The 25,251-nt window shown below is 70.7% G+C and carries 23 protein-coding genes; 8 read left to right on the top strand and 15 right to left on the bottom strand.

From position 1 onward, the window contains the following. Positions 1–20: 20 nt before the first annotated feature. Positions 21–1,250 (top strand): flavin-containing monooxygenase, encoded by a 1,230-nt coding sequence (locus OG202_RS36195; RefSeq protein ID WP_327727508.1) that lies wholly within the window; start codon positions 21–23, stop codon positions 1,248–1,250. A gap of 576 nt (positions 1,251–1,826) precedes the next feature. On the opposite strand, the gene OG202_RS36190 is transcribed toward OG202_RS36195, so the two are convergent. Then, entirely contained in the window at positions 1,827–3,155 is a 1,329-nt protein-coding gene (locus tag OG202_RS36190) for a class I SAM-dependent RNA methyltransferase (protein ID WP_327727509.1), read from the bottom strand. Between the two features lie 91 nt (positions 3,156–3,246). Continuing rightward, positions 3,247–5,322, bottom strand: coding sequence for an APC family permease (locus tag OG202_RS36185; protein ID WP_326576120.1), 2,076 nt, complete (start codon positions 5,320–5,322; stop codon positions 3,247–3,249). 412 nt (positions 5,323–5,734) lie between these two features. On the opposite strand from OG202_RS36185, the gene OG202_RS36180 reads away from it, so the two are divergent. After that, positions 5,735–6,406 (top strand): potassium channel family protein, encoded by a 672-nt coding sequence (locus OG202_RS36180; RefSeq protein WP_086796765.1) that lies wholly within the window; start codon positions 5,735–5,737, stop codon positions 6,404–6,406. Then, positions 6,406–7,083 (top strand): potassium channel family protein, encoded by a 678-nt coding sequence (locus OG202_RS36175; protein WP_326576124.1) that lies wholly within the window; start codon positions 6,406–6,408, stop codon positions 7,081–7,083. Before OG202_RS36180 ends, OG202_RS36175 begins: the two co-directional genes overlap by 1 nt. Positions 7,084–7,148: 65 nt before the next feature. On the opposite strand, the gene OG202_RS36170 is transcribed toward OG202_RS36175, so the two are convergent. The 7 genes from OG202_RS36170 to OG202_RS36140 all read right to left on the bottom strand — a co-directional run bounded on the left by OG202_RS36170 (position 7,149) and on the right by OG202_RS36140 (position 13,931). Next, positions 7,149–7,916: a DUF3159 domain-containing protein gene (locus OG202_RS36170; RefSeq protein ID WP_326576126.1), complete on the bottom strand. Its 768-nt coding sequence runs from the start codon at positions 7,914–7,916 to the stop codon at positions 7,149–7,151. Positions 7,917–7,919: 3 nt separating this feature from the next. Further along, complete coding sequence (locus OG202_RS36165) at positions 7,920–8,318, bottom strand: OB-fold nucleic acid binding domain-containing protein (RefSeq protein ID WP_326576128.1); 399 nt, start codon at positions 8,316–8,318, stop codon at positions 7,920–7,922. Positions 8,319–8,375: 57 nt separating this feature from the next. After that, positions 8,376–9,059: a response regulator gene (locus OG202_RS36160; protein ID WP_327727510.1), complete on the bottom strand. Its 684-nt coding sequence runs from the start codon at positions 9,057–9,059 to the stop codon at positions 8,376–8,378. Further along, a complete protein-coding gene (locus OG202_RS36155) occupies positions 9,056–11,812 on the bottom strand; it encodes a sensor histidine kinase KdpD (protein WP_327727511.1) in 2,757 nt (918 codons plus the stop codon). Before OG202_RS36155 ends, OG202_RS36160 begins: the two co-directional genes overlap by 4 nt. A gap of 226 nt (positions 11,813–12,038) precedes the next feature. Continuing rightward, complete coding sequence (locus tag OG202_RS36150; protein ID WP_326576134.1) at positions 12,039–12,818, bottom strand: DUF3710 domain-containing protein; 780 nt, start codon at positions 12,816–12,818, stop codon at positions 12,039–12,041. 1 nt (position 12,819) lies between these two features. Beyond that, entirely contained in the window at positions 12,820–13,350 is a 531-nt protein-coding gene (gene dut / locus OG202_RS36145) for a dUTP diphosphatase (protein WP_326576136.1), read from the bottom strand. Continuing rightward, complete coding sequence (locus OG202_RS36140; RefSeq protein ID WP_326576138.1) at positions 13,347–13,931, bottom strand: PaaI family thioesterase; 585 nt, start codon at positions 13,929–13,931, stop codon at positions 13,347–13,349. Before OG202_RS36140 ends, dut begins: the two co-directional genes overlap by 4 nt. 113 nt (positions 13,932–14,044) lie before the next feature. Between OG202_RS36140 and OG202_RS36135 the strand changes: the two genes are divergently transcribed. After that, entirely contained in the window at positions 14,045–14,506 is a 462-nt protein-coding gene (locus OG202_RS36135; RefSeq protein WP_326576140.1) for a DUF3093 domain-containing protein, read from the top strand. 251 nt (positions 14,507–14,757) lie between these two features. Here OG202_RS36135 and OG202_RS36130 read toward each other — a convergent pair whose 3' ends face one another. The 4 genes from OG202_RS36130 to OG202_RS36115 form a co-directional block, all read right to left on the bottom strand. Continuing rightward, positions 14,758–15,708, bottom strand: a complete 951-nt coding sequence (locus tag OG202_RS36130; RefSeq protein WP_326576142.1) for a hypothetical protein — start codon at positions 15,706–15,708, stop codon at positions 14,758–14,760. Positions 15,709–15,721: 13 nt separating this feature from the next. After that, positions 15,722–16,018: a DUF4193 domain-containing protein gene (locus OG202_RS36125; protein WP_005481602.1), complete on the bottom strand. Its 297-nt coding sequence runs from the start codon at positions 16,016–16,018 to the stop codon at positions 15,722–15,724. A gap of 405 nt (positions 16,019–16,423) precedes the next feature. Continuing rightward, complete coding sequence (locus tag OG202_RS36120; RefSeq protein ID WP_326576232.1) at positions 16,424–17,686, bottom strand: sensor histidine kinase; 1,263 nt, start codon at positions 17,684–17,686, stop codon at positions 16,424–16,426. Between the two features lie 6 nt (positions 17,687–17,692). Next, positions 17,693–18,346 carry a response regulator transcription factor gene (locus OG202_RS36115; protein WP_009340866.1) on the bottom strand — a complete coding sequence of 218 codons (654 nt, stop codon included), beginning with the start codon at positions 18,344–18,346 and terminating at the stop codon, positions 17,693–17,695. Positions 18,347–18,762: 416 nt separating this feature from the next. Between OG202_RS36115 and OG202_RS36110 the strand changes: the two genes are divergently transcribed. Further along, complete coding sequence (locus OG202_RS36110; RefSeq protein ID WP_192829560.1) at positions 18,763–18,936, top strand: hypothetical protein; 174 nt, start codon at positions 18,763–18,765, stop codon at positions 18,934–18,936. Between the two features lie 84 nt (positions 18,937–19,020). Here OG202_RS36110 and OG202_RS36105 read toward each other — a convergent pair whose 3' ends face one another. Both OG202_RS36105 and OG202_RS36100 read right to left on the bottom strand, forming a co-directional pair. Continuing rightward, entirely contained in the window at positions 19,021–19,839 is an 819-nt protein-coding gene (locus OG202_RS36105; protein ID WP_327727512.1) for an inositol monophosphatase family protein, read from the bottom strand. Between the two features lie 8 nt (positions 19,840–19,847). After that, on the bottom strand, positions 19,848–20,975 hold the full coding sequence (locus tag OG202_RS36100; RefSeq protein ID WP_327727513.1) for a ferrochelatase: 1,128 nt from the start codon (positions 20,973–20,975) through the stop codon (positions 19,848–19,850). Between the two features lie 149 nt (positions 20,976–21,124). Between OG202_RS36100 and OG202_RS36095 the strand changes: the two genes are divergently transcribed. The 3 genes from OG202_RS36095 to sepH all read left to right on the top strand — a co-directional run bounded on the left by OG202_RS36095 (position 21,125) and on the right by sepH (position 25,072). After that, entirely contained in the window at positions 21,125–22,366 is a 1,242-nt protein-coding gene (locus OG202_RS36095; RefSeq protein ID WP_326576245.1) for an MFS transporter, read from the top strand. After that, complete coding sequence (locus OG202_RS36090) at positions 22,326–23,645, top strand: D-arabinono-1,4-lactone oxidase (RefSeq protein WP_326576247.1); 1,320 nt, start codon at positions 22,326–22,328, stop codon at positions 23,643–23,645. The genes OG202_RS36095 and OG202_RS36090 overlap by 41 nt, the downstream gene beginning before the upstream one ends. Positions 23,646–24,046: 401 nt before the next feature. Further along, positions 24,047–25,072, top strand: a complete 1,026-nt coding sequence (sepH, locus tag OG202_RS36085; protein WP_326576249.1) for a septation protein SepH — start codon at positions 24,047–24,049, stop codon at positions 25,070–25,072. The last annotated feature ends 179 nt before the right edge of the window (positions 25,073–25,251 follow it).

The following is a 25,251-nucleotide window of genomic DNA, read 5'->3' as shown; positions in this document are numbered from 1 at the left end:
GTCTGCCGTTGTAGGAGGCGATGCCCCCGACACCACAACGAGACCTCAGCGCTCCCACGATCGTGATCGGAGCGGGCCCCCACGGCCTGGCGGCCGCCGCGCTGCTGCGCCGCTCCGGGGTGCCGACCGTGATCCTGGAACGATCGGACCGGGTGGGAGCGAGCTGGGCGCAGCGCTACGACCATCTACGCCTGCACACTACTCCCGGCACCTCGAGCCTCCCCGGCCTGTCGGTGCCGCGCCAAGCAGGCCCGTGGGTGAGCCGGGACGACTACGTGCGATACCTGGAGCGTTACGTCGCCCATCACCGACTCGACGTCCGGGTGACCACCCCGGTGGAGCGCATCGAACGGGCCGAGCCCGGTTCAGCAGCACAGTGGCTGGTCCACACCCCCGACGGCCCGGTGCCCACCGGTGCGGTCGTGGTGGCCACCGGCCGCTGCCATACCCCGAAGGTCCCCCACTGGCCCGGGCGTTCAACCTTCACCGGCACGCTGCTGCACTCGGCCCGCTACCGCTCTCCCGCTCCCTACCGCGGGCGGGACGTCCTGGTGGTCGGCGCCGGCAACAGCGGTACCGAAATCGCGAGTGTCCTGGCCGGGGCAGGAGCCGAACGGGTACGGATCGCAGTCCGTACCCCACCCAACATCCTGCCCCGCTCCAGCGCCCGATGGCATGCGGCCGGCCGGCTGACGGAGGTCCTCCCGCTCGCGTGGCGCGACCGCACCTCCCTGCTCACGCAACGCCTCGCGGTGCCCGACCTGACCTCACGGGGCCTGCCCCAGCCCCGTACCGGCCTCTACACCCGCAATGCCCGCGAAGGGGTCAACCCGGTACTCGACCACGGCTTCGTCGACGCCGTCCAGTCCGGTCGGGTGGAGCCGGTCGCGGCCGTCCAGGGTTTCGACGGCCCCGACGTGTTACTGGCCGACGGCACCCGACTGCGACCCGACACGGTCATCATCGCCACCGGGTACCGGCCCAACCTGCACGACCTGGTCGGGTCCCTGGGCGTACTCAACGAGGACGGGCAACCCCTCGCCGTAGGGGCACAGACCCATCCCGAAGCCGCGCGCCTGTACTTCACCGGATACACCAATCCACTCACGGGAGTCCTTCGTCAAGCCGGCATCGAAGCGCGCGCCATCGCGCACGCGTTACGGCGCGAGGTGGTGCGAGTCCCCCTTCCCTCCCCCCGCGTTGGCGACCGCACGACCGACACACTCCACAGAGGGCACGCTTCGAGCTGACGGGGCCTCGGAAGCTCGGTCCTTCAGCGGCGTGCCCCCGCAGGGCGCGTGGATGGCTCCGCGCCTACGGCGACACAGTCCCTGTCCTCCTGGGCCGCCGACCAGGACCCGCCGGCCTCCTTCTCGTCAGCTGACGGCGACGGGCCGCCGCCATGGAGGCGGCCGGTGGATCGCGCCCATGGCCTACAGCGGGTGGGGGCCGTCCCGGCGAGGAGACGGTCGGCTGCCCCGACGCGGGAAAGAGTGCGGATGCTCCTCGGAGACGTAGGCGGGGGGCTCACGCGAACTCGGCACCTCGTACCGTTGATGACGCTCTGATGCACGACCCTTCCCACGCACCCGCTGGCGCAGCCTCACCCACCTGACGTTCCGTCGGAAACAGCGTCAAATGAGCGTCAGGACGGTTACCCAGACACCCCCATGGACCGAGGAGAACGCGTCCATCACCTCGCGAGACGCCCACGAAGCCGCAGGTCAAACTCGCTCCCCGGCACCAGGACACGTTCCACATCGTATATTTCGGGAAACACGTCGAGCGCACCCGGACGCGCCTGAGCAACCCAAGAAAACTGCAGGTCAGAGCCCCTTTGCAGCGGGCTCGAGAATCGCCACGCACTCCACATGATGCGTCATCGGAAACAGATCGAACGCCCGCAGCATCCGCACCCGGTACCCGCCGTCCTTGAAGTACCCGAGATCGCGCGCCAGAGCGGCCGGGTCGCAGGCCACGTAGGCGATGCGGCGGGCGCCCAGGGACGACATGTGCTGGACGGTCTTGCGGCCGGCGCCGGCGCGGGGCGGGTCCAGGACGATCAGGTCGACCTCCGTGATCCCCGTACGCGGAAGCACCGCGTCGACCTTGCCCTGTTCGATCCGGACGCGGTCGAAGTCGGCGAGGTTGTGGCGGGCGTCCTCGACGGCGCGCTTGCCGGACTCGATGCCGAGGACGGCACCCTTGTCGCCGACGCGGTCGGCGAGGGCGCCCGCGAACAGCCCCACCCCGCAGTAGAGGTCGAGCGCCATGTCGCCCTTGCGGGGCAGCAGGCCCTGCATGACGGCCTTGACGAGGGTGTCGGCGGCCTTGGGGTGGACCTGCCAGAAGCCGCCGCTGCCGACACGGTACGTACGGTCGTCCGCGCGCTCACGCACGAAGGGGCGGCCATGGACGCGGTGGACGCCGCCGTCCTTCTCCTCGACGCGCATGACCGACACCGGCTTGTCCAGCTCCACGATCGGCAGACGCGCGCCCGGCCGGGGCTCCAGGATCACCTGACGGTCCTGCGAACCCGTCGCCGCGATCGCGTCGATCGACGCCATCCCGGTCCAGTCGCGCTTCTCGATGCCCAGTTCGCTCACCCCGGGCGCCGCGATCATGCAGTGGTCGATCGGCTCGACCTCGTGCGAGCGGTGCTTGCGCAGCCCGGCCCGTCCGGAGTCGTCCACCGCGTACTGCACCCGCGTACGCCACGCCGGGACCTCGCCCGCCGGCAGCTTGTCGCCCTCGGCCGGCATCACCGTGCCGTCCCAGCCCGCCTCCTCGGGGGTGAGGCCCGCGAGCCGCTCCAGCTGCTCGGCGATGACCTCGCCCTTGAAACGTCGCTGGGCGCCCGGCTTGGCGTGCTGCCAGTCGCAGCCGCCGCAGCGGCCGGGACCGGCGTAGGGGCAGGGGGCCTCGACGCGGTCCTTGGAGGCCGACAGGATCGAGACCGCGTCCGCCCGCAGGAAGCGCGCCCCCTCCTCACCGTCGGTCACCCGCGCCACGACCCGCTCGCCGGGCAGCGCGTGCCGTACGAAGAGGACCTGGCCCTCGGACGTGCGCGCGATGCAGTGGCCGCCGTGGGCGACGGGGCCGACCTCGACCTCGTACTCCTCTCCCACCAGCGATTTCTTCGGTTCTGCCTGCATGGTGGGGTGACTCCAGAAGAGAGGAAAGCGGAACAGCCGGACAACAGCCCACCAGTCTACGTGGGTGCCGTCCGGCCATTGACCACGAGCGTCAGCCCTTGCTGTCCGAGGATTCCTTCGACGACGTCTTCGACGACTCCTTCGGTCGCTCGTGCGCCGGACCACGCCGCACCGACCCCGGCGCGCTCCACTCCTGCCGCTTGCGCGCCCGTCGCTTCGCGACCTCGGAGGATTCCAGCTGGTAGGGCACCGAGGTCACCATGACGCCCGGCGTGAAGAGCAGTCGGCCCTTGAGCCGGAGTGCGCTCTGGTTGTGCAGCAGGTGCTCGTACCAGTGGCCGACCACGTACTCGGGGATGATCACCGACACCGCGTCGCGCGGGGACTCCTTGCGCAGCCCCTTGACGTACTCGATGACCGGCCGGGTGACCTCGCGGTACGGCGAGTCGAGGACCTTCAGCGGTACGTCGATGCCGCGCCGGGTCCACTCCTCCTGGAGCGCCCTGGTCTCGGCCGCGTCGACGTTGACGCTGAGCGCCTCCAGGGTGTGGGAACGCATCAGCTTGGCGTAGGCGAGGGCCCGCAGGGTGGGGCGGTGGATCCTGGAGATCAGCACCACCGAGTGGACCCTGGACGGCCGTACGACGTCGTCGCTCGGGCCGTCCGGCGCGGCGATCTCCGCGGCGACCCGGTCGTAGTGCTTCCGGATGGCCGTCATCGTCGCGTAGAAGATCACCATGCCGAGCAGGGCGACCCAGGCGCCGTGCGTGAACTTGGTGACGAGGACGACGATCAGGACGAGCCCGGTGAAGAAGGCGCCGAAGGTGTTGATCGCACGGGAGCGGACCATGTGGCGCCGCTTGGCCTGGTCCTTCTCGGTGCGCAGATGGCGGTTCCAGTGCCGGACCATGCCCGTCTGGCTGAGCGTGAAGGAGACGAAGACCCCGACGATGTACAGCTGGATCAGACGCGTGGAGTCGGCGCCGTAGATCCACACCAGGAGCACGGCGGCGCCCGCGAGGAGCACGATGCCGTTGGAGAAGGCGAGGCGGTCGCCCCGGGTGTGCAGCTGGCGCGGGAGGTAGCGGTCCTGGGCGAGGATCGAGCCGAGCAACGGGAAGCCGTTGTAGGCGGTGTTGGCGGCCAGGAACAGCACGAGGGCGGTGGCGGCGGCCAGCACGACGAAGAAGAAGGTGCCGTCACCGAAGACGGCAGCGGCGACCTGGGAGATCACCGGGTTCTGGACGTAGGAGTCGCCGACCGGGGTGCCGTCGCGCAGCAGGTCGTCCGCCGGGTTCTCGGCCATCCGTACGTTGGTGGCCATCGCCAGGCCGATGATGCCGCAGAACATGGTGACGGCGAGCAGGCCCATCGCGGCGAGCGTGGTGGCCGCGTTCTTCGACTTGGGCTTGCGGAAGGCCGGGACACCGTTGGAGATGGCCTCGACGCCGGTGAGGGCGGCGCAGCCGGAGGAGAAGGCCCGCAGTAGCAGGAAGACGAGCGCGAAGCCGGCGAGGCCCTCGTGCTCGGCCTTGATCTCCAGGCCCGAGGTGGGTGCGTTCATGCTCTCGTCGAGGACCAGCCCGCGGAACGCGCCCCAGGCGATCATCACGAAGACGCCGACGACGAAGACGTACGTCGGGATCGCGAAGAGCTTCCCGGACTCCTTCACCCCGCGCAGGTTCATCAGCGTGAGCAGCACGATGATGCCGATCGCGCACAGCACCTTGTGCTCGACGAAGAAGGGGACGGCCGAGCCGAGGTTCTCCACACCGGAGGAGATGGACACGGCGACGGTGAGGACGTAGTCGACGAGGAGCGCGCTGGCGACGGTGAGACCGGCCCTGGGGCCGAGGTTGGTGTTCGCCACCTCGTAGTCGCCGCCGCCGCTCGGGTACGCGTGCACGTTCTGGCGGTAGGAGGCCACCACCGTGAACATCAGCACGACGACCGCGACGGCGATCCAGGGACTGAAGTGGTAGGCCGACACGCCCGTGATGGAGAGGACCAGCAGCACCTCTCCGGGTGCGTACGCCACGGACGAGAGCGGGTCGGAGGCGAAGACGGGGAGTGCGATGCGCTTCGGCAGGAGCGTTTCGCCCAGCCGGTCGCTGCGCAGGGCGCGCCCGATCAGGATCCGTTTGGGCACGTCGGTCAGTTTGGACACGCAGAGGATCGTAAGCGCCCCGACTGGTTCTGGGCACATCCGGGTGAAATCCCGGCGGGCCCCGGGGTGAAATCAGTCCCGCGGCGACTGCGAAGTGCGTCACGTCACGCATCCTCCGGTCTGATGGGCGGCGTCCTCACGTCTATATGACGAATCCCGTCCACCTCACTCTCTGGAGGCTCCATGCAGGCCGCGACCGCGGAACTGATCGGCGCTCTCGCCTCCCTCGTCGGACTCGGCGTCCTGACGAAGATCAGTGTCCGCCGGATCAGCCGACGAGGTCCCACGATGTGACCGGAAGGTGCACGGGGGTGCCCCCGGTGGACCGTGCGTGTGTAGCTTGGGCGACGGTCTGAGACCCTGTTTTCGACGTTTCGGCTGAACAGTAGCTATTGACACCGGAAGGACGGTCGTGCACATCGTCATCATGGGCTGCGGGCGAGTGGGTTCCACCCTCGCCCAGACCCTGGAGCAACAGGGGCACACGGTCGCCGTGATCGACCGGGACCCCACGGCCTTCCGTCGTCTGGGCTCGGGATTCGGCGGCCGTCGCGTCACCGGCATCGGCTTCGACCGCGACACCCTGCGCGAGGCGGGGATCGAGGAGGCGGGCGCGTTCGCCGCCGTCTCCAGCGGCGACAACTCGAACATCATCGCCGCCCGCGTCGCCCGCGAGATGTTCGGCATCGAGAACGTGGCGGCACGGATCTACGACCCCCGCCGCGCCGAGGTCTACCAGCGGCTGGGCATCCCGACGGTCGCCACGGTCCGCTGGACCGCCGACCAGATGCTCCGCCGGCTGCTGCCCTCCGGTGCCGAGCCGCTGTGGCGTGACCCCACCGGCGGCGTCCAACTCGCCGAGGTGCACGCCTCGTCGGCCTGGGTGGGCCACAAGATCAGCAAGATGCAGGAGGAGACCGGCGTCCGCGTCGCCTTCCTCACCCGCCTGGGCGAGGCGATCCTGCCGACCTCGCAGACCGTCCTGCAGGAGGGCGACCTCGTGCACGTGATGATGCGGACGGACGACGTGGAGAAGGTCGAGGCGTCCTTCGCCGAAGGCCCCGACGAGGAGGGCGGTCACTGATGAGGGTCGCCATTGCCGGAGCCGGAGCGGTCGGCCGCTCGATCGCGGGCGAACTGCTGGAGAACGGCCACGAGATCCTTCTCATCGACAAGGCACCGACCGCCATCTCGGTCGAGCGCGTCCCGCAGGCGGAGTGGCTGCTGGCCGACGCCTGCGAGATCACGTCCCTGGACGAGGCGGCGCTCCAGCGCTGCAACGTCGTCATCGCCGCGACCGGCGACGACAAGGTCAACCTGGTCGTCTCCCTGCTGGCGAAGACGGAGTACGGCGTCCCGCGCGTCGTCGCCCGCGTCAACAACCCCAAGAACGAGTGGCTCTTCAACGAGTCCTGGGGCGTGGACGTGGCCGTGTCGACCCCTCGTCTGATGTCGGCCCTGGTCGAGGAGGCCGTCAGCGTCGGCGACCTGGTCCGGCTGCTCCGCTTCAGCCACGGTGACGCGAACCTGGTCGAGCTGACCCTGCCGCCCGAGTCGGCCCTGGCCGGCACTCAGGTCGGCGAGGTCGAGTGGCCGGAGGACACCTCCCTGGTCACCATCATCCGGGGCACCCGGGTCCTCACCCCCACCCCGGACGACTCCCTGGAGGCGGGCGACGAGCTCCTCTTCGTGGCCGCCCAGGCCCGCGAGGAACAGCTGGAGGATCTCCTGTCGGTCCGCCGCGAGGAAGCGACGAGCTGACGCGACGACCGATACGAGGAAGGGGCGCCCGGAGGTTTCCGGGCGCCCCTTCCTTCGTCACCGGCTCAGGGTGCCTGGTCGGCACCGCGCACCGCGGCCTTCCGCTCCTCCTCCGCGCGCTCCTCCGCCTCCATCTCCGCGAACACGTCGATCGGAGCGGGGGCCTTCGCGAGGAAGATCCAGGTCAGCCATACGGCCAGCAGGAACGGCGGGATCTTCAGGGCGATGAGCACCCAGCCCAGCTGTGTGGTGTCGGCCCACCAGTAGAGCGGGAAGAGGATCGCGCACTTGGCGAGCAGAATCGCGCCCCAGGCGTAACTCGCCTTGGAGTACGCCTTCTTGCGGCCGGGGTTCCGGGTCCGCCAGGACAGGTTCTCCTTGAAGACCGGCCCGAGCATCAGACCGATCAGCGGCACGCCGGCCAGCGTCGTGAAGATGTACGCGAGCCCGAGGCCCAGCGTGTACAGCATGCCCGGCAGATAGAAGTCCTTGGCGTTGCCGGTCATCATCGCGAAGACCACACCGAAGGCGACCCCGAAGACACCGCTGAAGGCGTGCTTGACGGTGTCCTTCATGACGAGGCGCACCACGACCAGCAGGACGGAGACACCGAGGGCCGCGAGGGCCGCCGAGTGCAGGTCCTTGTTGATCGTGAAGATGGAGACGAAGAGCAGGCCCGGGAGCACGGTCTCGACCATGCCGCGCACGCCACCGAACGCCTCGAACAGCGCGGCCTCCGTCACCGCCCTGGAGTCCTGCGAGCCGTCCTGTCCGCCTTCGGCGTCCTGGACGCCGCGCTGGGCGTCTTCCGTCGGCTTGTCGAGCGACGTCACCGGCTACTCCCGTCCGAGCGGTCTGAGTTCGTACTTCGGATTGAACAGCACCCTACGGCCCCGGCTCATGGAGACCCGGCCGGATGCGATCAGCTTGCGCCCCGGCTCTATCCCGATGATGGAGCGTCTGCCCAGCCACACCACGTCCAGGGCGGCCGAACCGTCGAACAGCTCGGCCTCCAGGGCCGGGACACCGGCCCGGGGGCGCAGCGTGACCGTGCGCAAGGTACCAGTAACCGTCACTATCTGTCGGTCGTGGCAGTCACATATGCGCGTGCAGCCGGCGGTGTCCGCGTCCTCGCGCAGCTCCTCCGACTCCAGGTCCTGCTGGGACGAGGAGAGCCGGTCGAGCATGCGCCGGAACCGGCCGGCCGGCTTCTCGGAACGAGGGGCAGCACTCATGACAAAAGCGTACCGGGGGTCGCCGACAGTCCTGCACCCCCGTACGTCGGGCTCCGCTCACTTCTCGAAGCGGTACCCCATCCCCGCCTCGGTGACGAAGTGCCTCGGCCGCGACGGATCGCCCTCCAGCTTGCGGCGCAGCTGGGCCATGTAGACCCGGAGGTAGTTGGTCTCCGTCCCGTACGACGGCCCCCAGACCTCCTGGAGCAGCTGCTTCTGGCTGACCAGGCGCCCGGTGTTGCGCACGAGGACCTCCAGGAGGTGCCACTCCGTGGGGGTCAGCCGGACGTCCCGGCCGTCCCGGTTCACCTTCTTCGCGGCCAGGTCCACGGTGAAGTCGTCGGTCTCCACGATCACGTCGCCCTCGTCGCTCCCGAGGGGCTCGGCCCGCCGGACGGCGGCGCGCAGCCGGGCGAGCAGCTCGTCCATGCCGAAGGGCTTGGTGACGTAGTCGTCGGCGCCCGCGTCGAGGGCCTCGACCTTCTCGTCGGAGGAGTGCCGGGCCGACAGGACGAGGATCGGGACCCGGGTCCAGCCGCGCAGGCCCCTGATCACCTCGACGCCGTCCATGTCGGGCAGCCCCAGGTCGAGGACGACGACGTCGGGGTGGCGGGTGGCGGCGAGTTCGAGGGCGGTCGCGCCGTCGTGGGCCGCGTCGACCTCGTACGCGCGGGCCTTCAGGTTGATCACGAGCGCCCGCACGATCTGCGGCTCGTCGTCGACCACGAGCACCCGGGTCATGTCGTTCGCCTCTCTGCCGATGTGGCCGTGCCGACCGACGGGACCACGCCCCCCGCCCCGGCGGCGCCGCCTGCCGACGGGTGTGTGTCTGCCGACGCAGCCTCACCCGCCGAGGGGCCCGTGCCCGCCGAAGGACCCGTGCCCGCCGAGGGAGCCGTGCCCGCCGACGCGACGACGCCCGCCGTGGGACCCGTGCCCGCCGAGGGACCCGTGCCCGCCGACGGAGCCGTGGCGGGCCCTGAGCCGTTCGGTGCGGCGCGCACCGTGAGCACCATGGTGAGGCCTCCGCCGGGGGTGTCCTCGGCGTCGAGTGTGCCGCCCATGGCCTCGGCGAAGCCTCGGGCGACCGCGAGCCCCAGCCCCACACCGGCCCCGCGCGGGGCGTCGCCGTGTCGCTGGAAGGGCTCGAAGATGCGCTCCCTGGCGTCGTCGGGGACTCCGGGGCCCCGGTCGGTGACCCGGACCTCGACACGGCCGCCGAGGGCGCTGGCGGAGACCAGGACGGGCGGGCCGGTCGTGCCGGGCGGGCTGTACTTGACGGCGTTCTCGACGATGTTGGCGACCGCGCGCTCCAGCAGTCCGGGGTCGACGGCGACCATGGGCAGGCTCTCGGGGATCTCCAGTCCGACGCTGCCCTCGGGGACGCCGCCGAGGGCCATCGGCACCACCTCGTCGAGGTCGATCTCGCGGATCAGCGTGGTGACCGTGCCGGTCTGCAGGCGGGACATGTCGAGGAGGTTGCCCACGAGGTGGTCGAGCCGGTCGGCGCCCTCCTCGATCCCTTCGAGCAGTTCGGCCTCGTCCTCCTCCGACCAGGCCACGTCGTCGGAGCGCAGCGACGACACGGCGGCCTTGATGCCCGCCAGCGGGGTGCGCAGGTCGTGGCTGACGGCGGCGAGCAGCGCGGTGCGGATGCGGTTGCCCTCGGCCAGCTCCTTGGCCCGGTCGGCCTCCTGCTTCAGCCGCCTGCGGTCCAGTACGACGGCGGCCTGGGCGGCGAACGCGGCCAGCACCCGACGGTCCTCGGCGGGCAGGACGCGCCCGGAGAGGGCGAGCGCCATGTGGTCGCCGACCGGCATGTCCACGTCCGCGGCCTCCGGACGGTCCACCTGCCGGGGGCCCACGCTGCCCGCGCAGGTCCACGGGTCCACATCGCTCTCGCGCTCCAGCAGGGCCACCGACTCCATCCCGAAGGTCTCGCGGACCCGTTCGAGGAGTGCCTCCAGGCTGGTCTCCCCGCGCAGCACGCTGCCCGCGAGGAAGGAGAGGATCTCCGACTCGGCGCGCAGCCGGGCCGCCTGTTGGGTGCGCCGGGCCGCGAGGTCCACCACGGACGCCACCGACACCGCGACCCCTATGAAGACCGCGATGGCGACGATGTTCGTCGGGTCGTCGACCGTCAGGGTGTGCACCGGCGGGGTGAAGAACCAGTTGAGCAGCAGCGAGCCCAGCACGGCGGCGGCCAGGGCGGGCAGCAGACCGCCCAGCAGGGCCGCGGCCACCGTCACCGACAGGAACAGCAGCATGTCGTTGGCGAGACCCAGGTCCCTCTCGAAGCCGGCCAGCAGCAGCGCCAGCAGCACCGGCCCGGCCGTCCCGACCAGCCAGCCCCAGATCATCCGGGCCCGCCCCAGCCGCGCGCCCCGGGCGACGGGCAGCCCACGCCCCTTGCCCGCCTCGGCGTGGGTGATCAGGTGGACGTCCAGGTCGGGACCGGAGTCCCGGGCGACGGTCGCGCCGACGCCCGGCCCGAACACGTACTGCCAGCTCTTGCGCCGCGAGACGCCGAGCACGATCTGGGTGGCGTTGACCCCGCGGGCGAAGGCCAGCAGCGCGGCGGGGACGTCGTCGCCGACGACGTGGTGGAAGGTGCCGCCCAGATCCTCGACGAGGGTGCGCTGGACGGCGAGTTCCTTGGGCGAGGCGGAGGTCAGCCCGTCGCTGCGGGCGATGTAGACGGCCATGACCTCGCCGCCCGCGCCCTTCTCGGCGAGCCGGGCGGCCCGCCGGATCAGGGTCCGGCCCTCGGGCCCGCCGGTCAGCCCGACCACGATCCGCTCCCGCGAGCCCCAGATCCTGGAGACCTGGTGCTCGCTGCGGTACGCGTTGAGGTACTCGTCGACCCGGTCCGCCACCCACAGCAGTGCCAGCTCCCGCAGTGCGGTCAGGTTGCCGGGCCGGAAGTAGTTCGACAGCGCCGCGTCGACCTTGTCCGGCTGGTAGACGTTGCCGTGCGCCATCCGCCGGCGCAGCGCCTGCGGCGACATGTCGACCAGCTCTATCTGATCCGCCCGCCGCACCACCTCGTCGGGGACGGTCTCCCGCTGCCGTACGCCCGTTATCGACTCGACGACGTCACCGAGCGACTCCAGGTGCTGGATGTTGACGGTCGAGATCACGTCGATGCCGGCCGCGAGCAGTTCCTCGACGTCCTGCCAGCGCTTGTCGTTGCGGGAGCCGGGCACATTGGTGTGGGCCAGCTCGTCCACGAGGGCCACCCGGGGCCGACGGGCGAGGACGGCGTCCACGTCCGTCTCGGTGAAGACCGCGTCCCGGTAGGCCAGTTCCCGGCGCGGGACCTGCTCCAGACCGTGCAGCATCACCTCGGTGCGCGGCCGGCCGTGGTGCTCCACGACGGCCACCACGCAGTCGGTGCCGCGTTCGACCCGGCGGTGCGCTTCGGACAGCATCGCGTACGTCTTGCCGACGCCCGGTGCCGCACCGAGGTAGATCCGAAGCTTTCCGCGTCCCATGGCCCCATTGTCTTCCCGTGACCGCCGCCTACGCAGCGTCGACCCTACGGCCAACCATCACGGCGAAGGGGACGGAAGACGGGCCGGAGCCGCTCTTTGACGCAACCCTGACGCGCCCTGTGGGCAAAGAGCGAACATGACGAAGGGCCGCACCCCGAGGGGTACGGCCCATGTACATGCGACCCTGTCAGGGGCGCGGGAGCTGCACGACCAGCCCCCGGGAGCGTCAGCGGACCTCGGTGATCTCCGGTCCGCGCTGGAGCTGCCCCATGCCGCCGGAGAAGCGGGAACCGGCCTGGTCCTCCTGCTGGACCCCCTCGGGGACCATCTGCGCGTCGTTCGGCAGCTTCAGGACGATCGGGTCGCGCGGAGCCATGGGGCCCTCGCCGCGGACGACGACCGTGTCCCGGAAGATCTGCTCCAGCAGCCCGGCGGTCTGCGGCTCCACCGCGCCCCGGCCGGAGATCACCCCGCGCAGGAACCAGCGGGGCCCGTCCACGCCGACGAACCGGACCACCTGGAAGCCACCCGTGCCGTCCGGCAGCTGCACCGGCACCTGCGCGCGGAGCTCCCAGCCCAGCGGACCCTCGACCTCGTCGATGACACCGCCCTGCTGGGTGATGCCGGAGGCGATCTCCTCACGGACCTCGCCCCAGATGCCCTCGCGCTTGGGTGCGGCGAAGGCCTGCAGCTGGACCGCGCTGTCGCGGAGCACGACGGTCGCCGCGACGATCGCGTCGCCGGCCACCTCGACCCGCAGCTCCATGCCGTCGACTCCGGGCACGAAGATGCCGCCGAGGTCCACCCGGCCCTCGCCGGGCTCGCGCACCTCGGAGCTGTCCCACGGCCCGTCGGGCCGGGGCTCGGGCTCGAGCCGCACGCGCTCCCGCTCGGCCTCGTCCGCCTCGGCGTCGGCTTCCCCGGCAACGCCGTCGACCTGCTCGGCCTCGCTCGCCGCGTCCGCCGCGTCCTCAGCGGAACCCTTCTTCTTGCGACGTCCGAACACGTCACTGTCCTTCCCGGTCGGATACGGCCGAAGCGTATCGATTCCCACCCGTTGCCACCCATGGTCCGCCCACGGCGGCATGACCGCCGGTGGACCCGAAGCCCCCCTCGGCCCGCGCCGAGTCGGGAAGCTCCGCCACCTCCCGGAAGCGCACCTTCTCGACCTGCTGGACGACCAGTTGGGCAATCCGGTCGAAGCGCTCGAACCGCACGGCTTCATGCGGGTCGAGATTCACCACGATCACCTTGATCTCCCCACGGTACCCGGCATCAACCGTCCCCGGGGCATTCACCAGGGCGACGCCGCAGCGGGCGGCGAGACCGGACCGTGGGTGCACGAAGGCCGCGTACCCCTCGGGGAGCGCGATGGACACTCCCGTGGGAAGTACGGCCCGTTCGCCGGGCTTCAGTTCCCGGCTCTCCGTGGTGCGCAGATCGGCGCCCGCGTCGCCGGGCTGCGCGTAGTCCGGCAGCGGCACGTCGGGGTCGACGCGCCGGATCAGGACGTCGAGAGGGGTACGGCCGCCGCTCACGGGTTCACCTCGAAGGCACGGGCCCGCCGGACCTGGTCCGGGTCGTTCATGGCCGCCTGGATCTCCGCCTCGCGGCCGTGGTCGATGAAGTGGTCGACCTTGACCTCGACGAAGAGCGCGTCGGCGCGGACGGCCAAGGGGCCGTCGGGGTCACCGATACGTCCCTCGGCGGTCGCGAAGATCTTCCGCCCGGCCACCGCCGTCACCTCGGCCCGCAGGTGCAGCACGGTGCCGACGGGGACGGGGCGCAGAAAGTCGGTCTCCAGCCGTCCGGTCACCGCGATGGTGCGCAGCAGCCAGTTGAGGGAGCCGAGGGTCTCGTCGAGAGCACTGGCCAGGACCCCGCCGTGGGCGAGGCCCGGGGCCCCCTGGTGCGCGGGCCGCACGGTGAACTCGGCGGTGAGGGTGACGCCCTCACCGGCCCTCGCCTCCAGGTGGAGCCCGTGGGGCTGCTCGTCACCACAGCCGAAACACTGCCCGTAGTGCGCGCCGAGCAACTCACCCGGAGCGGGTGCCTCGGGATGCCGTACGGGCGCCGTGGCGTCCGCCGGGGGCCGCAGGGCCGCGGAAGTACCTCTCACAGCCGCAGACCTTACCCGTCCGTCAGCGTCCGGCCATCGTCCCTACGGGCAGGGTTTCCCCTCGGACGCCCCTATTTCCGGGGCCGGAGGGTCCCCATGCCAAGCTTGTCGCCATGCAGCTCTCCGCCTCGCCGTACGAAGAACGCCTCACCGCTCCCCGCACCTGGTGGCTCGTCTGCTTCCTGGTCGGCGTCTCGATGGCCCTCATCCTGCTGCCGTTCGGCACGCTCCCCCTGCTGGGCGGCCTCGCCGGCGGCACCGCGGTCGCGGCGGTCGTCACCAGCTCCTACGGCTCGGTCCGCATCCGCGTCGTCGGCGACTCGCTGATCGCGGGCGAGGCGAAGATCCCGGTGAGCGCCCTGGGCGAGCCGGAGATCCTGGACCGCGAGGAGGCCCAGGCCTGGCGCACCCACAAGGCCAATCCGCACGCCTTCATGCTCCTGCGCGCCTACGTCCCCACGGCTCTGCGCATCCCGATCGTCGACCCGGCCGACCCGACCCCGTACGTGTACCTGTCGACGAGGGAGCCGGAGCGCCTGGTGGCGGCAGTGGAAGCGGCGAAGACGGTGGCGTGACGCGACGCGACGCTCACCGACGGCGAGACGGCCCGGCCGCCCGAGAAGGTTCCGTTCGTCGCGGCGACGGCGGAACGGCTCGGCGGCGACGCTGATTTTCCGCGGCGATGGCGACGCTGTTTTCTCGCCGAACTCTTACGGCCGAGAATTTTCCTCGCGCCGCATCGGCGATCAGCCAGGACGGCGCATTCCGAGCGGTGCCGAACTCGGGCGCGCCTGCCCGGGAACCAGGTGCGCCCGGCACCTCCCGCTCAGCCTCCGCCGAGTTCCTTCGGCAACTCCCCCACCGTCAGGGGATCCACCGGCTTCTCCAGCGGCGGCAGTTCCGGCAGCGCCTCCCACGGCACCTGATGACGCCGCAGGTCCTTACGGATCCGCTCCGCGAGGTGCTTGGTGTCCCGGCGGTTCATGACCGCCCCGACCGCGGCCCCGACCAGGAACGGCATCAGGTTCGGCAGATTCCGCACCATGCGTTTCATGATCTGCTGCCGCAACTGCCTCTTCAGCTGCCCGCCGAGCGCCGAATTGATCGTCGACGGCTTGGTCACGTCGATCCCGCGCTCACCGGACCAGGAGTCCAGATAGGCGGTGCTGCGCTGTCGCAGATTTCCCGGTGGCCGCGCCCCGTACACCTCGTGGAGCTCGGCGATGAGCTTCAGCTCGACCGCGGCGACCCCGGTGATCTCGGCGGCCAGTTCCGCGGGCATGGCGGGCGGCGCCGGCAGCATCGCGGCGGCCCCGACGCCCGCGCCCACCGTGGAGGTCGCGTTGGCGGCCCCCGCGACGAGCTTGTCGGCGATCTGCTCGGGCCCCAGTCCAGGGAACTGGGCGCGCAGGGTCGCGAGGTCGCGCACGGGGATCCGCGGGGCGATCTCGATGATCCGCTCGGTGATGTACGCGAGCCCCGCTCTGGCCCGGTCACCGCTCTTGAGGGCCCCGACCTTGAGGCCCTGTTTCAGTCCGTCCCGGACGACGGCCGTACGTCGTCGGGCGACCGGCGCCGGAGTCTCCACCGGTACGGGCAGGCGTCCCTGCTCATCCGTGGCCTCCCCCGACGCCGTGACGGACGCACGTTCGAGCGAGGCCGCTCCCTTGCCGGAGGAGCCCCGCTCGTCGTCACGCACGCCGTCGGAGCCGTCGTGCGGCTCCCGGTCCGCCCCCTTGCGGGAGCGGCGCTTCCAAGGAGGGGTCGAGCCAGTCACGGCCGACCCTGCCTCAGTCGCAGTCGCGGCAGATCGGCTGACCGTTCTTCTCGCGGGCCAGCTGGCTGCGGTGGTGCACCAGGAAGCAGCTCATGCAAGTGAACTCGTCCTGCTGCTTGGGCAGTACCCGGACGGCCAGCTCCTCGTTCGAGAGGTCGGCCCCGGGCAGTTCCAGGCCTTCTGCAGCCTCGAACTCATCTACGTCCACGGCGGACGTCGACTTGTCGTTCCGGCGAGCCTTGAGCTCTTCCAGGCTGTCCGAGTCGACGTCGTCGTCGGTCTTGCGTGGGGTGTCGTAATCCGTTGCCATGTCGCGCTCTCCCCCTCTGGGTGTCTGCGGTGTCTCCAGCGCACGTAACGCGTGAGAGGCCGGACTTGTGCCCGACCTGAGGCGGAGATTTTGCCTCACATCAAGGTCTGTTACTCAATCGACACCCAACCGGACCCCTCAAGAGTGATCGGCTTGGATGGCGAACGGGACCGTACACGGTCCAGAGGCTGCATACAAAGGCGCCTCAGCATGTACTTCCCGTGATCTCAACCCCCGAAAACCCGGATTTTCCCGGCTTTCCGACGGACACATGATCACGCTCGGTAGATGGCTGGAAATTCGCCCATGTGATCGATCACACATTGGTCGTGCACGACCGTTTCGATCTGGTGCCCAGGAAATTCCGCGCAAAGCGAACACGTCCCGGAACCGGGGGTCATTTTCTCAGACGGGCAGGGTCACCCGCATCACGAGTCCGCCTCCCTCACGTGGTCGGGCGGCGATGTGGCCGCCGTGCGCGCGGGCCACGGACCGGACGATCGACAGGCCGAGGCCCACGCCCTTGTCGCTGCCCGTGCGCTCCGTACGCAGCCGCCGGAACGGCTCGAAAAGGTTGTCGATCTCGTACGCCGGGACCACGGGCCCGGTGTTCGTGACCACCAGCACCGCCTGCCCGTGCTGGAGCTCCGTCGTGACCTCCACCCAACCACCCCCACCCTGCACGTTGTACCGGACGGCGTTCTGGACGAGGTTCAGGGCGATCCGCTCCAGCAGGACGCCGTTGCCCTGGACGACCGCGGGGGCCCGCTCCCCGCGGATCTCCACGTTCCTGGCGTCCGCCTCGGAGCGCACCTGGTCGATGGCCTGGGAGGCGACCTCGGCGAGGTCCACGGGCTTGCGCTCGACGATCTGGTTGTCGCTGCGGGCGAGCAGCAACAGCCCCTCGACGAGCTGCTCGCTGCGCTCGTTGGTGGCCAGCAGCGTCTTGCCCAGTTGTTGCAGCTCGGCCGGCGCGTTCGGATCGGAGAGGTGCACTTCGAGGAGCGTGCGGTTGATCGCGAGCGGTGTTCTCAGCTCGTGCGAGGCGTTCCCGACGAACCGTTGCTGCGCCGAGAAGGCCCGCTGGAGCCGCTCCAGCATCTCGTCGAAGGTGTCCGCCAGCTCCTTCAGCTCGTCGTCCGGACCGTCCAGCTCGATACGGCGGGACAGGTCCGAGCCGGCCACCGCGCGCGCGGTACGGGTGATCCGGCCGAGCGGCGCGAGCACCCGGCCCGCCATCGCGTAGCCGAAGGCGAACGCGATCACGGCGAGCCCGAGCAGGGCCAGCAGGGAGCGGCTGAGCAGGGTGTCCAGGGCGACCTGCCGCTGGTCGTCGATGCAGGCCGCGATCGCCGCGTTGAAGTCGGGCAGCTGCAGATTGGTCGGGGCCGTGTCGGCGTCCACTGCGGGGCACTTGTTGCTGGAGACGCTGATGTTCGTACCGCCCTCGATCTTGAACACCGGTGTGTTTCCGGTGCTCACGGCCTGGGCGGCCAACAAGTAGATGATCGACAGCAACAGGATCCCGGCGATCAGGAACATGCCGCCGTACAGCAGCGTGAGCCGTATCCGGATGGTCGGGCGCAGCCACGGGAACGGGTTCTGCGCCCGCCGGGGGTCCCAGGTGGGTTTCGGGGGCGTCTGGGGCGGCGCGGGGGTCGTGGCCACGGCGGATCAGATCCGGTAGCCGGAGCCGGGCACGGTGACGATGACCGGGGGTTCGCCGAGCTTGCGGCGCAGCGTCATGACCGTCACGCGCACGACGTTGGTGAACGGGTCGGTGTTCTCGTCCCAGGCCTTCTCCAGGAGCTGCTCCGCCGAGACGACGGCGCCCTCGCTGCGCATCAGCACCTCCAGGACCGCGAACTCCTTGGGCGCGAGCTGGACCTCCTTGCCGTCGCGGAAGACCTCACGGCGGTTGGGGTCGAGCTTGATGCCGGCGCGTTCCAGAACGGGCGGCAGCGGCACGCTGGTACGCCGGCCGAGGGCCCGTACGCGCGCGATGAGCTCGCTGAAGGCGAACGGCTTGGGCAGATAGTCGTCGGCGCCGATCTCCAGGCCCTCGACGCGGTCACTGACGTCGCCGGACGCGGTGAGCATCAGCACGCGCGTGGGCAGGCCCAGCTCGACGAGCTTGCGGCAGACGTCGTCGCCGTGGACGAGGGGGAGGTCGCGGTCGAGGACGACCACGTCGTAGTCGTTGACGCCGATGCGTTCCAGGGCCGCCGCACCGTCGTACACGACGTCGACGGCCATGGCCTCCCGGCGCAGTCCGGTGGCCACCGCATCGGCGAGCAGTTGCTCGTCCTCGACGACGAGTACGCGCACGTCGCTTGTCCTTCCTGTGTCCACCCGCGTAGCGCGTCACAGGCGCGCACGGGCAGGGTGTTCGTGGGTGTGTGACCTCCATCCTGCCTTTTTCGGCCGTAAGTCGGCTGTAAGACGACCCCTGGACAGGAAGGCCGAAGGCGGTCGGCCGGGAATGCGGGACTTTTTCGTCCGGTTGAGGTTTCCGTCCGAGAGACCGGGGGGAGGACGGCTTTACACCCCGCGATCACGCTCTGCTTGTGCCGCACCACCATGCGGTATGCGGCGCTCCGCTTCTCCGCAGAGCGGGCGTGGGTGTCCGGCACCGTCGCCGCCCGGCCAGGGCAGCGCTGGGCATCCACAGGAGACGTGATCGCCCCTTCCGAACGGCACACCCCCGTGCCAACGACCCACGACCCAGGACGAGGGGGCGCAGCATGGACGCATTCACCGCAGGACTTCTGCAGCGCATAAGGGCGACCGAGTCCGACCTGACCAGGGCTCGCGACGAGGGCGACGACTTCCTCGTCGAGGTGGAGCAGGGCGAACTCGACGACCTGCGCCGCCTCGCCGCCGATCACGGTGTGGAGGTCGGCGCGTACAGCGTCTGATCGACAGCCCGTACCGCACGACAACGGGACCCCGGCAGATCCAGGCCGGGGTCCCGTTGCGTTCGTCGCCGTCCGCCAGGACCGTCAGTCGTGCCAGGCACCCAGCTCGTCCAGGCGGCTCTGGAGGGCCTCGAAGAGGACGGGTGGGGCCGCGATGGTCAGGTCGGGTGAGAGGGGCTCTGAGGGGCGGCCACCGGTCAGGGCGCCCGCCTCCCGGGCGATGAGGTCGCCCGCCGCGTAGTCCCAGGCGTTCAGGCCGCGCTCGTAGTACGCGTCCAGGCGGCCCACGGCCACGTCGCACAGGTCGATCGCGGCCGAGCCACCGCGCCGGATGTCCCGGACGTGGGGGATCAGCTCGCGCAGCACGTCGGCCTGCCTGGCCCGGCGCTCGGCGCGGTAGCCGAAGCCGGTGCCGACGAGGGCCAGCTCCAGGGCGGGGGCGGGCCGCACGCGCGCGGGGCGGTCGTTGAGGTACGCGCCCTCGCCGAGGACGGCGCGGAAGGTCTCGCCGCGCACCGGGGCGTGGACCACGCCGACGACGGTCTCGCCGTCCACCCGTGCCGCGATGGACACGGCCCAACTCGGAAGTCCGTACAGGTAGTTGACGGTGCCGTCGATGGGGTCGATCACCCACTGGACGCCGCTGGTGCCCTCGACGCTGGCACCCTCTTCGCCGAGCACGCCGTCGTACGGCCTGCGCTCGGCCAGCAGGCCGGTGATCAGCTTCTCGGAGGCGATGTCCATCTCGGTGACGACGTCGACCGCGCTGGACTTGGTGGCGGCCACACCGAGATCCTCGGGCCGTCCGTCACGCAGGAAGGCCCCCGCCCGGTGGGCGGCGTCCAGGGCGATCTCCAGCAGTTCGGCCCTCAGGCCGTCCGGACGCTCTGACTGGTCGGTCACGGTGCTCCTCACGCGTACGGGCTGTCGGCGCCCGCGGCGGCGGGCTGCGGTGCGCGGGCCGGGCAGCAGCCGACCGGGCACAGGTGGTGGCTCGCGCCGAGCGCGCCGAGGGCGCAGGGGGTGACGTCCCGGCCCAGCTCGGTCGCGGCGCGCTCCAGGACGAGGTCGCGGATCGCGGCGGCGAAGCGGGGGTCGGCGCCCACGGTGGCCGAGCGGCGGACCGGCAGCCCCAGCTCCTCGCCCTTGGCCATGGCCTCGGTGTCGAGGTCGTACAGGACCTCCATGTGGTCCGAGACGAAACCGATGGGCGCCATCACGACGGCCGGGACCCCGGCCGCGTGCCGCTCCTCCAGGTGGTCGCAGATGTCCGGCTCCAGCCACGGGATGTGCGGGGCACCGGAGCGGGACTGGTAGACGAGCTGCCAGGGGTGCTCGACACCGGTCCGCTCGCGCACGGCGTCGGCGATGAGCTTCGCGACGTCCAGGTGCTCCGCGACGTACGCGCCGCCGTCCCCGTGGTCCTCGGCCGGGCCGGAGGTGTCCGCCGAGGCGATCGGGATGGAGTGCGTGCAGAAGGCGAGGTGCGCGCCGTCGCGGACGTCCTCGGAGAGGTCGGCCAGGGACTCCAGGACGCCGTCGATCATGGGCTCCAGGAAGCCCGGATGGTTGAAGTAGTGCCGGATCTTGTCGACCCTCGGCGGCTCCAGGCCCTCGGCCTCCAGGGCGGCGAGCGAGGCGGCGAGGTTCTCGCGGTACTGGCGGCAGCCCGAGTACGAGGCGTACGCGCTGGTGGCGAGGACCAGGATGCGGCGGCGGCCGTCGGCGACCATCTCGCGCAGGGTGTCGGTCAGGTAGGGCGCCCAGTTGCGGTTGCCCCAGTAGACCGGCAGGTCCAGGCCGTGCTCGGCGAAGTCCTTGCGGAGGGCGTCGAGCAGGGCGCGGTTCTGGTCGTTGATGGGGCTGACCCCGCCGAACAGGAAGTAGTGCTGCCCGACTTCCTTGAGGCGTTCCTTGGGGATGCCGCGCCCCCGCGTCACGTTCTCCAGGAACGGGACCACGTCGTCCGGGCCCTCCGGGCCGCCGAACGAGAGCAGGAGCAGGGCGTCGTAGGGGGTGGCGTCGTGCGCGTGTGGCATGCCTCCGATCCTGCCACCCGGCGCCGACAGCCGGGATCCCGGCCCACGCCCCAGGATGACTAAGGGTGACCTCAGCCGTAAGCTGTATCGACTGAGTTCGCACCTTACGAGGAACTCGTTCCTCCGTTTACCGGCCGACCGGAGACCCCGTGCCCAGCCCCTACACCGCCCTGTTCGCCGCCCCCGGCACCAAGGGCTTCACCGCCGCGGGCTTCCTCGGCCGGATGCCGCTGTCCATGATGGGCATCGGCGTGGTCACGATGATCTCCCAGCTCACCGGCCGGTACGGCCTGGCCGGCGCGCTCTCGGCAACCATCGCGCTCTCCGCCGCCGTGCTCGGCCCGCAGATCTCGCGCCTGGTGGACCAGTACGGGCAGCGACGGGTACTGCGCCCGGCGACCCTCGTCGCCCTGGCCGCGTCGGCGGGGCTGTTGTTCGCCGCGCACTACGGCTGGCCGGACCGGGTGCTGTACGTCTGCTCGGCGGGCATCGGCTGCGTACCGAGCCTCGGGGCGATGACCCGGGCGCGCTGGGCGGCCCTGTACCGGGACACCCCACAGCTGCACACCGCGTACTCCTTCGAGTCGGTCGTCGACGAGGTCTGCTTCATCTTCGGGCCGATCATCTCCATCGGGCTGTCCACGGCGTGGTTCCCGGAGGCCGGGCCGCTGCTCGCCGCCTGCTTCCTCGCCGTCGGCGTCTTCTGGCTGACAGCCCAGCGCGCCACCGAACCGGCGCCGCATCCGCGCGAACGGCACGACAAGGGCCGTTCGGCGCTGCGCTCGGCCGGACTGCAGGTCCTGGTGGCCACCTTCGTGGCGACCGGGGCGATCTTCGGGGCCGTCGACGTGGTCACCGTGGCCTTCGCCGAGGAGCGGGGCCACAAGGCCGCCGCGAGCGTCGTCCTGGCCCTCTACGCGGCCGGTTCGTGCGCGGCGGGCATCGTCTTCGGGTTGTTGCGCTTCGCCGGGGCGCCGGAACGTCGATGGCTGCTGGGCGTGTGCGGCATGGCCGTGAGTATGATCCCCCTCCTACTGGTCGGAAACTTGCCGTTTCTGGCCGTGGCGCTCTTCGTCGCGGGCCTGTCCATCGCACCCACGATGATCACGACGATGTCCTTGATCGAAGAGCACGTACCACGCACGCAACTGACCGAGGGCATGACCTGGGTGGGCACCGGGCTCGCGGTCGGGGTGGCGCTCGGCTCCTCCGTGTCCGGCTGGGTGATCGACGCTGCCGGGGCGGAGGCGGGGTACGTGGTTCCGGCGGCGTCCGGAGCCGTCGCGGTCGCGGTCGGTTTTCTCGGGTACCGCCGGCTGCGCAGGCCGGCTCCAAGGCGGGGAGGGCCCCATGAGCACCACAGTGATCGGGAAGAGCGGCACGTGGCGTAACTGGGCGGGGAACGTCACCGCCCGGCCCGTACGGGAGGTCACCCCTGCCACCGTGGAGGAACTCGCCGCTGCCGTACGGCAGGCCGCCGAGGACGACCTCCGGGTGAAGGCGGTCGGCACGGGCCACTCCTTCACGGCCGCCGCCGCGACCGACGGCGTGTTGATCCGCCCTCAACTGTTGACGGGCATACGCAAGATCGACCGTGAGGCCATGACGGTCACGGTCGCCGCCGGCACCCCGCTCAAGAGGCTCAACATGGCTCTCGCGCGTGAGGGGCTGTCGCTCACGAACATGGGCGACATCATGGAGCAGACGGTCTCCGGCGCGACGAGCACCGGCACCCACGGCACCGGCCGCGACTCGGCCTCGATCGCCGCCCAGATCCGGGGGCTCGAACTGGTCACCGCCGACGGCTCGATCCTCACCTGTTCCGCGACCGAGAACCCCGACGTCTTCGCGGCGGCCCGCGTCGGCATCGGCGCCCTCGGCATCGTCACCGCGATCACCTTCGCCGTGGAGCCGATCTTCCTGCTCACGGCGCGCGAGGAACCGATGTCGTTCGAGAGGGTGGTGGCCGAGTTCGACGAACTGCACGCCGAGAACGAGCACTTCGAGTTCTACTGGTTCCCGCACACCGGCAACACCAACACCAAGCGCAACAACCGCAGCGCTGGTCCCGAGAAGCCCGTACCGCAGCTGAACAGCTGGTTCGAGGACGAGTTCCTCTCCAACGGCGTGTTCCAGGTGGCCAACTGGGTCGGCCAGGCGGTCCCCGCCACCATCCCGACGATCGCGCAGATCTCCAGCCGCGCCCTGTCCGCGCGGACCTACACCGACATCCCCTACAAGGTCTTCACGTCTCCGCGCCGAGTGCGCTTCGTGGAGATGGAGTTCGCCGTTCCGCGCGAGGCCCTGGCGGACACGCTGCGTGAACTCAAGGCGATGGTCGACCGTTCGAACCTGCGCGTCAGCTTCCCCGTCGAGGTGCGCACCGCGCCGGCCGACGACATCACGCTCTCCACCGCCTCCGGCCGCGAGAGCGCGTACATCGCCGTGCACATGTTCAAGGGCACGCCCTATCAGGCGTACTTCACCGCCGCCGAGCGGATCTTCACCGCGCACGAGGGGCGGCCGCACTGGGGCAAGGTGCACACGCGGGACACGGACTACTTCGCCAAGGTCTACCCCCGCTTCGGGGAGTTCACCGCGCTGCGTGACCGGCTCGACCCCGAACGGCGGTTCCAGAACGACTACTTGCGCCGGGTGCTCGGGGCCTAGCCTCCCGGGCGGTTCTGGTGATCGCGTGAAGCACGTCCCTCCCGAGGTCACGAAAAGGTCTGTTCCGGCGGCGGATCGACGTCTCCCATGAGAAGTTGAGCGGCGTGCCGATCCACGCAAGTGGCCCGAATGGAGTACTGTTGCGAGCCCTGGGTCCGGACTCCCGCCAGGGTGTCCGGGGCCTTCGAGGACCGCCGGGAGGGGGATCGTTGCACAGGGTGATGAGGTTCGTCACTTAGCGTTGCGAACAGGTAACCGTGCCATAACGGCGACCTCGGGCTCACGCCCGACACGCCGGGCAACTCGGCAAGGTTGTGGCAGGCTGCACCCGGGCAGGCCACACTCGACTAGCGGAAGCAGCGACGCACGTGACGTCGGCAGGCACCACCCGGGAGGTCCCCATGCCCGAACTGCGTGTCGTGGCCGTCTCCAATGACGGCACACGGCTGGTGCTGAAGGCTGCCGATTCCACGGAGTACACGCTACCGATCGACGAACGGCTGCGTGCCGCCGTGCGCGGCGACCGACCCCGCCTCGGTCAGATCGAGATCGAGGTGGAGAGCCATCTCCGCCCCCGTGACATCCAGGCGCGGATACGCGCGGGTGCCACGGCCGAGGAGGTCGCGCAGCTCGCCGGCATCCCCGTCGACCGGGTACGCCGGTTCGAGGGCCCCGTACTGGCCGAGCGTGCCTTCATGGCCGAGCGGGCCCGCAAGACCCCGGTGCGCCGCCCCGGCGAGAACGCCGGACCCCAGCTCGGCGAGGCCGTACAGGAGCGACTGCTGCTGCGCGGCGCCGAGAAGGACACCGTCCAGTGGGACTCGTGGCGCCGCGACGACGGCACCTGGGAAGTCCTGTTGGTGTACTGCGTCGCGGGCGAACCGCACTCGGCGAGCTGGACGTACGACCCGCCCCGGCGGCTCGTCCAGGCCGTCGACGACGAGGCGCGTTCGCTGATCGGCGAGTCCGACGACCTCGGGACACCCGAGCCGAGCTTCCCGTTCGTGCCGAGGATCGCGCGGCTGCCCCGTGACCGCCCCCTGGACCGCCAGGCGGAACGTCCCGCCCTGCCCGCGCCGCCCGAGAGCGACGAGGAGTTGGTGAGCGAGCGCGACTCGCTCACCAGCATCCTGGAGGCCGTCCCCAGCTACCGGGGCGACCTGGTCGTGCCCGACCTGCCCTCGGCCGAACCGCAGGAGGAGTCCGTCGAGGAAGTGGCGGAGGAGGAGTCCGCGACCCCTGCGGCCTCGGCCGGTTCCGCGTACGCGGACGTCCTCATGCCTCGGTCGGTCAACGGCCACCGCGACCGGCTCGTCGGCGCCACCGACCGCCAGGCCGAGGCCGACGGCGTCCGGCCGGGTCGTCGCGCGGCGGTGCCCAGCTGGGACGAGATCGTGTTCGGTACGCGACGCAAGAAGCAGGAGTAGCGGCCCACAGCGGTGGGGAGTTGGACCGGTCGTTCACGCAGATCCGTTTCTTCGTCTGTGTCCTCGTCGTCTTCCTCGTCGGAGAATCGGGCTCGTCGGTGCCGGCTGGTCGGTGCAGGATCGGTCATTCATACGTGTGGGGGGCCCGCGTCGTTCAGGCACGGGCCCCACGGCACGCC

This window comes from Streptomyces sp. NBC_00310, from assembly GCF_036208085.1.
In the GTDB taxonomy this organism is placed as follows: domain Bacteria; phylum Actinomycetota; class Actinomycetes; order Streptomycetales; family Streptomycetaceae; genus Streptomyces.
Note: the sequence above shows the minus strand (reverse complement) of the source record. Positions and strands in the feature narration are given on the sequence as shown.